Consider the following 9,375-nt stretch of genomic DNA (forward strand, 5'->3'; position numbering starts at 1 on the left):
AAATAACAACTGTTTTATATTTAACACATACTACATTTATCAATGTAAAAAAGAACCATGTCGATATTTTATCGTATGGTTCTTTCCTAAAATATTAGCCAATGATGATATTATTTTATTTTTATTAAATAAACAGCTGTTCCTTGATCTCCTGGAGCTAAAGAACCTGTCATATTCCAACGTACCTCCCCCTCATAACTTACAATGTTGGATCCATTAGTAGTAACAGTTATACAAGTGAGTGACGTTGGCACGCTACCCGAGGTACAATCTATAGCTTGAGATAATCCAGTATAACTAGGGGTACTATCAAAAATACTCACTTCAGTTAGATCACCATCCCCTACGTTAGTAAAGGTAATAACGTATTCCAATATATCCCCAGGACGGCCATTATTACTGACTCCAACAGCCGTTCCTTGAGTAATATTTCGTACCGTTTTCTCAAGCTTTAACTCGCCTGCACCACGGAACGTCGCTCTGACGGTGTCTTTATCTAACACTTGACGCGTAATACCGTGTCCCGTTCCCGCACTATCACTAAAGATCATATCTGCTACTATATCATAGTGATATTGGCCATTAAGCGGTGCATCCGCTGGCACAAACACTTTACTGAGTAAACAAACAGCCATATTGCCATTTGCTACTGTCGGATTAACAACTTGAGCATCTGCACCATCAATTAGGCCATTACAATTACTGTCAAGATAAAGAACAGCATTCCAACCGTCATTAGCAGGAGCAACCTCTGGATTTATGATGGAGAAGTTCACACTCCCAGTCGTAGCTGCGGTAAACTTATGCGGAAATAGCACTGCTTTTCCAGGCTCAACTTCACTGAAGTTATCGGGCTCCATTCTTGGCTCGCGTACCTTACCAAAATTAAGACCACTGATATCATCCCCCGCACTGGCATTAACAGTCATCTGGCTATCAATCACACTGCTACTAGTCACTTGTGGAATAGCGGTAACATTGGCTTCACTAATATCAATCCAATCCGCTTGTTTAATTACATCAAGTAGTAAATTTTTACCTGAAAAATCAACACCCAGAATAAATTTATAGCTACCATCCCCCGACGTAATGTCCGTGGCTATCACATCACCCGTCGTCACTCCCGTAACACCAGCATCATTAAAAGTTACGGTAACAGTAAAGTTACCTAAACCCATTTCAGTGCCGTCTTGAATACCATCGTGCGCTGCTATTGCACCACCAACACCATTATCTTCAAACACCACGCCACTTAAAACAATCCTATTGAGCAATTCAAATAAATGATCTTCGACTTCACCATCAACGGCTGCACCATCAAAAGTATTACAACTATTAGCGGCTGAGCATAAACGCACCCGCATCACAGTATTGCCATTAAACCCTTCAGCGCTGGCGGCATCTAACGTTATCGCTATATTATTATTGCCTGCAGTGACCGCTTGATCGTTAATTAATAATTCATTGCTATCAGCAAAATCACCGTCATTATTTAAATCGACCCAAATACTGACAAACCCATTACCCACCACTTGAATCGGTAATGTAGTACTGGTTTCTACAATAATTTGAGCGGGAATATTCAGATCTTCATCATCCTGACCATGGGTATCATCGCCCGTTGCATCAGCACTGATCCACTGTGTAAATTCAGGATCCCAACGAGAGCCAAGCGCTAAATCTGCCGCACCATCTAATGCGACATCTAAATAAGCATGACTGGCTTGACCATAACTGACAGCTGCATCACCATAGTCAGTTGAATCATAACAACCTGCACCGTCATTACCTTGCAAGCTGCCCTCATTTGATGCTGTCAAATACTCAACTTCTTGAGTCATCACGTTAATACGATATACAACAGCACGCTCATTTAAATCAATGGTGCCGTCTTGATTGGCATCATGATTACCACCATTCGTCATCGCATAAAGACTGATTGCATTATCAATCACTAACGCCCCAGCTTGCAATTTACTGTTGGTATCTAACGTTGGCTCTGCACCAAAATAAGTCAGGGCTTGAGCGGTAACGACACCCGTTGAGACATTAAGGCTATAAAGCATGTCGCCATTCAAATCAACGACATACCCTAGGCCTGATTGGCTACTGATGGCTAAATCAGCACCGACATCTATTGAACCACCACCATAAGTACCACCCATGGTGGCAATATCTAATGGCACCGTCGTGAATGTCTGCGTATTAAGATCTATCTTAACCAATGAATCCCATGACGTTCGCCACACAATTAAATAATTACCATCCGCGGTAACATCGCCTGCGGTCGGAGCACTCAATACGGTGGAAGTGGAACTATATCCACTATGGCGTAATGAATCGCCTATCGCAAAATCAAAACTTTCACCATCTTGTAAACGACGAATGGTTGTTGCTGATTCAGCACGAATTTCACCTAAATCAATAAAACTGGTGCCTGTTTTATCGGTCACAAACAAATGATGAATACGATCTGCTTGTGACATATCGGTGAAAGTACCGTAAATCAAACCATTAATACGATTAAAGCCAATCGCATTTATATTAGCGATATTTGTTTGATTGGTAATATTGATCGGATTAACAATGTCAGTAAACGTCATCGGATCGGCAGTAACATCAAGTGAGTTATAACTGTAATCCGTTGCGGCTATTGGTAAACGCGTTTGTACAATGAGATCACACTGATTATTCCCCACCAAATCCGATATCAACACACGATAATCTTCGACTTCACCATCGTTAGCTAAGCCTACAGGGCTATCACAACCGACATCACTGCATAAGCGAACCCGTAAATAACTGTAACCAACGACGGCACTCGCGGGGATCGGTACACTGTAGTTATTATTCCCTATCGCAGCACTGACATCGGCAATAATTTGCTCACCCGCATCATCCCAATCCCCATCAAGATTAAAATCAAGCCATGCATAGACCCATTGTCCGGTACTGATGCGCGCAGCGTCCTCTATAACATTTACAGTAATATCAAGGTTTTCACCTTTCGTTGCTGATAAAACAAGTGAGACACCATCTTCATCATCAAAGTTATTATCGTCATCGGCAATGGCGCCAATATTTTGTAAACTACCTAAATCAGCATCCCACAAATTACCCATGCGTAAATCGATAAAGCCATTGTCATCACTATCTACCTGCACATGCGCCGCACCATCATTTTCATAAGTCGTGGTGTAGTTATTTATTCCAGTACCAACCGTTGTATCAGGCGCGTCACCTAAATCACTCCCTAATACATTGGGCGCTTTAGTAAAACACCCTTTTTGAAGGTTATAACCATCACCAGTACTACCCGTAAAACCAAACCGCACCATGTTATTACCAATATCATTACGAATATTACGAGTGAATTGACTAACCATGATGCCATCAAGATAATAAGTAAATTGATTGGTCGTTGGGTCCCATTCAAATTGCGCAATATGATAGCGTCCATCTTCTAATTCGCCCCCAGCAACAGACGTGGCAGGAACAAGGGTATTAGCAGCATCAGGGGTATATACATCACCATTGAGATAAACGGCTGTATGGTCAATAAATTGCCCTCCTACCGCATCGTCGGTAGCACCAATAAAGGTGTTATCAAAGGTATCGAACTCAAATACGACAGATGGCGAAACAGGGGTTGCACCAAAAATATCACCAACCCCTAATCCACCACCAAAGGCACCAAAAGCATTCAGATCTCGTGAATCCGCAGATAGCACAAACGTCATGCCATCAGCACCACTCTCAATTCCATTGGGACATCCGGTATTACAGGCTCTATCGCCTAAATATACGGCTAGTTCGGCATACATTGGTTGGTTCAAGTCAATATATTCATAGCTCCATAAATACCCTTGTTGATTAGTGATATTAGGGGTTACAACATATTCACCATTTGCGGCCAAATAAGCATCGCCGCCTTCAAATACAACAGGTGCCTCACAAATATTAGGTTGGACTGTATTAGAAATAATAGGGGTTACTATGTCGGTATCATCTTCACCATTACCAAAACCATTATTGGGGATTGAATCATTATCGTTGATACTGGTTTCTATGATTTCGGCATTGATTGCAGGTGCCGTAAGTGACTGAGGTGCTAAACGAATAACAGCATAATCATCAAACCCTAACCCTATAGCACCGAGATCTAACTCTCCTGTTAATGGATCATAGGTGGTGATTTCCGTAACACCATCACCGGCATAAGCTTTAACAAAGCTGTACCCAGCTGGAATAGGAAGCGTTACTTTAGTATTAAGTGCTACCGTTGCCCCCATGTTTTCAACACTAACAACAACGTTAAAGGGAATACCTAAAGTTACATTCACACTAGGATCTATCGCTAACATTAATGCCAAATCCCCCGGTGGCTTTAATGAAATTAAATGATCTTCAACTTCACCATCACCTGAACTTCCAGTTGGACTATCACACGTTTCCGTACTTGAACAAATACGTAAACGAACATAGGTATCCATAATTTCAACATCAGCTGGCACGGTAAAGTTAAGCGTACTGTTACCCGAAGCAGCCACAGCAACCGTTGCAGTTTCATCTGCATCAAAGACACCATTTACGTCAAAATCAATCCAGCCATAAAGGTTATCACTGCCTGATGTAACCACAGGAACCGTCAAAGACAAACTATCCCCGCCGACTAAAATAGAGGGGATATTCGGTTGAATAAATCCATCTTCGTCATCGGGTGTTACCCCATTAGTATCATCACCATCAGCGGTAACTGTCGGTTGGCCATCATTTTCATTATCCGGATTATTTACCCCTAAATAAGGCGTTGAAGCTTCAGTCATATGACGAGGACCGCTATCAACTAATTCTGTCGCATAACCATTAACAGTTGGGGCATCAGCCCAATCTAGAGGTACTGGTGCATAACGACAACGCGCACCATCATTACCAGCAGCTGATGCATTCGTTTGAGAAAAAAGAGTAGCGGTATAACTGCCCGCAGGCTTTGATCCATTCAATACATCAACACGATAGATTCGGCCGGGATTTGGATTTTCTGAAATATAGAAATACCCTTGATCATCAAAATACATTGCACCATATGGTCCATTAGCGATTCCAGGTAATACGCCCAATGAAGTACGAGCACCTGTCGTAGGATCAAATCGATATAGTGTTCGTGAATTATTGCTTGGAACAGAATAAATAAAACCATCAACCGGATTAAACGCAATATCAGCATAATTTAAACTCGTCGTCGGTAAGGTTCCAACTTGAGTTAAATAAGTTTCACTGTTTGGATTGGTATCAAATAAATAGAAATTACCACCATTATGCGCATATAAAATACCGTTATCATCAATGTCACCATTATTAGCAGCACTTGGCATGGTTGAATTAGAGATAGGTAATGAATAAGTATTATAAGCACTGTCAAATAAGTTAAGCGTGTTTGTTCCCTGTATTCCGGCCAATGTATTTGTCACCATAGAATAACCCACAGCACTACCTGCATTCACAGGGGAAACAAGGGCAGTCACTTCTCCTGTTGCTAAATTAATAGCATTTAGAATAGTCGAACCAGAACCATTGCCTTGGGTCAAATAAGCAGGGGTAGAACAAATATCAAAGGAGTTAATAACAAAATCGGCAAAGTTTATATCAGTTAAAGCGCCACCTATTGCTGTAACTGTCTTAATATTGGCACTGCTCGATTGATATGTGGCAGGATCCCCGATAGTTCCGCCAACATAACTACCAGTATTGGTATCTAATATAGGCGCTGTTGGAGGACAAGTTGGAGACGCAATATCGGTTTCATTAATAGCTTCATAAACTTTATAGGTTCCCGTAGCCCCAACAGTCAGAGTATATGCTCCCGTTGTTGCATCTGCCGTCGTTGCATAACATAGGCCTGTCGAGGGGTTGTAGGCAACGATCGGGACTCCAATACCTAATCCAGTTTCGGTTCCATCTTTAATACCATTGGTTGCCGTACCACCACCATTGCCATCATCATTAAATACAAAGCCTGAGATTTGTTGTGCGACAACGGTAATAAGATAATCTTCTACCTCACCATCATCTGCAAGCCCTATAGATGAATTACAATCAACATCAGAACAAACTCGAACACGTAAATAAGTATTACCAAGTATTGCATTTATCGGCACAGCTATCGTATAACTTTGAGTAGAACTCGTCGCTGCTATATCTGAAATAACCTGTTCATCACTATCAAGCCAATCACCGTCTTGATTCCAATCAGCCCATGCATATAATCGCAAGCCGGTTAACGTTGATTCAGGATCTTTTGTTATTGTTATTGAAAGATCACTATTACCACCACGAACAAAGCTATTAACCCAACTGACACCATCTTCATCATCACTGTCTAATATATCATCTGCATTTGCCGCGATATTTTGTAATGTCCCGTCATCACTATCCCATAACGTACCTAATACAATATCATTTTGATTATCCGTATCAGTATCATTAAAAGCATGACCTGCACCACCATCATCATATAATGTTTGATAATCACCTGTAGTGGTTCCAGTAGATGTATCTGGCGCATCACCTAAATCATACTCATTCGCTTGAAATATCGCGCCACCTAATGTACTAAACAACAAACGCACTGAGTGCATAGATGCATCATTTACAACACCTAATCCCCACTGCACCCCAATACCATTATCAGTACCAGGATTAGTATTTAAAGTATTATCGAGTAAAAATGGCGCCGCATTTAAATTAGATCCAAGCATAGTGGAATAAGGGCCAGAGAAATAACGATCCCAGGATTTATCTAATTCCATATATCCCATAAATTGATCATTAGCTGTATAATTTTTAGTTACACCGATTAATGAATATGGCCCTGTATCTGGTTGATAATTTGCTGAATTATATGGAATCGCAAATGCAGCGCCTGCATCACCACCGTTTAAATACGTATCGAATCCTTGTGCTAAACCAATATTAGAACTATTCGAACCATTGGCTGATTCTAAACAATAATGTTGATCAAAAAATTCATTACCATTTATATAAGTTATTTCGGTCACAATTTTAATATCATTATTATCAAAAATATTATTATTATTTCTATCCCAATATCGTGATGACCATACTGAAAAAGGATCAGCTTCAGTTCCAATACCACTGACAGTACTCATTAAAAATTCTTTATAATTACAATATTCGCCAACACTACCATCATTAAGATGCATGTAAGGAAACGTACCACCACAGCTATAAGATGTCTGCTGGTATGATTGTCGCTGACCATCCTTAAATACACCATTTCCCCCTGCGGCAATGTGATGAATTTGTAATGGTGACCCATTAATTATTTCATATTGAATGTTTGTTTTTGCTGTTGCACCAATTAATTCGGAGGTATCACAACTCACAACTGTATCTCGCCAATCAATATTTCCTCCTGAATTCACATCAGCATCATTATCGGGAAAGTTATCATTCTGAGTATTATCAAAACTGCCGTTTACATCAATGTAATCATCACCATTATCATAGTTATTATCAAGCCCATTAATACCAACATCACCCGATAATGTAAGGCCTGCTTCTGTTGTATCATCGCCGCCTTGATTATCAGAATCCAAGTCTAAATAATCATCGTCATCAACGGTATCAGTATTAATAGGTGTGATACCAGATGTAGAAATATAAGCAGAATTTAGCCCATTATTTGCAGTGTAATTTGCTGGATTATCATTGTTAGGCGAAATATAACTTGTGGTTGTTTGCGCTTCGATATTATCTGGAATCCCATCACCATCAGAATCTAAATCTAAATGATTAGGTATACCATCGTTATCTGAATCAATCATCGATGTTGGTGTACAATACATTTGACCAGAAGCACCACCAAGATTAATAGTTAACCCCTGATTCCCTCCTGCATACTCATTAATGTATAAACGTAATTTATCTCCCTCATCGAACTGGATATTAGTTACCCCAGGAGATGGTTGCGTCCAAGCAGCAGTACAAAATAAAAGTGTCTCAGTACCATCAGCGGCTACTTTTATTCCCATTTTACTATCATGAGTCGTCCCTGATGGTAGAAGATCATAAATCCCTGTTTCACCAGCATTAAAAGTATGTTCATGACGAACAATCCAATGTGTTCCCGTTGGATTAGAGCCCGTTACATTACCGCCATTATTATTTAATGTTGATAATAATGTAGATGAACCGCCATTATACCAATCAACTCTTAGTTCCCCTGGAAACTCATCCATTGTGCCCGATGCAATCTCTGTTACTGACGCAATCCCAAGTTGATCGCCACAGCTTGGCCCACTACCACCTTGATAAACTTTGATATCCCACGCTGACTCAAACACTGGTGTATTCGAACAAACATATCCTTCATCAACATCTAAAATTCCATCATTATCATCATCAATATCAACAGCATCCATAACACCATCAAGATCGGTATCAACAGTTAATGGATCATAAGTTGCCGGATCATAAGTTGCCGGATCATAAAGAATACCAGAGTAATTTTCATAAATAGTTGGAAGAGAGGATAAGTGTTTTGATTTTTGATGTGTAATATATTCTAAATCCCAATCACCACCTTTAATTTTATTTCCTGTCGGATTAATTGAAGCTGCAACAGATGCCCCTGTATATTCAGCAATTTTATCAATTAATGCTTTACCATCCTCATTTTTTGCTACATCACAACCCAATATATTAATATGACCAGAATCAGATAATTTCTCACCAATAAAATTTAATTGTTTTTTATAATTATTAATATTCTCAAGTGTCAATATTTCTTTATCTAATATAATTTGACCATTTTCGCCATGAGAAACAAGATCAATCACATCGTATTTATTATCTTTTAATTTGTCATTAATCAATTTAATACTATCTATTTCGAAATATTTCATACTAGATAAAGTGAAATATTCTTTATTTTGAACGTTAACATCAACTAAAACAATTCTTTCTATTTCATTTTTATGAAAAATATTTTTATAAATAAACAATACTGAAGTTATAAATAGAACACTAATCAACAATCTATTTAGACTTGTTTTTTTTGAGTTTTTATAAAACATGCTATATCCTTACTTCCTGTATGCTATTCAAAAATAAATATAAATACCGATTTACCATGTCTACTTCCTATGTAATTCATGCCTATAACCAAAAAAATAAACTGTTATATTCATCTCATCTAATAACCAAGCATCATCCATGCCAAAAAAAAACCATTTTAAAACAAGCAATATATTATGCTTATTTCAAAATGGTTTTTATTTTCAGAAAATTTATTGCATAACAAAAATGTGGTACAAAAATATCAAATTGGATCCGTACTTTAATATTAACAAG

At 39.0% G+C, this 9,375-nt stretch carries 1 protein-coding gene; it reads right to left on the reverse strand.

Annotated elements, in window-relative coordinates; translation table 11 throughout:
- Positions 1-110: 110 nt before the first annotated feature.
- A complete protein-coding gene (locus GLP24_RS01670; RefSeq protein WP_331254153.1) occupies positions 111-9,098 on the reverse strand; it encodes a GEVED domain-containing protein in 8,988 nt (2,995 codons plus the stop codon).
- Between the last annotated feature and the right edge of the window lie 277 nt (positions 9,099-9,375).

The sequence above is a fragment of the Photobacterium carnosum genome (assembly GCF_021236965.1).
GTDB classification, from domain to species: Bacteria; Pseudomonadota; Gammaproteobacteria; order Enterobacterales; family Vibrionaceae; genus Photobacterium; species Photobacterium carnosum.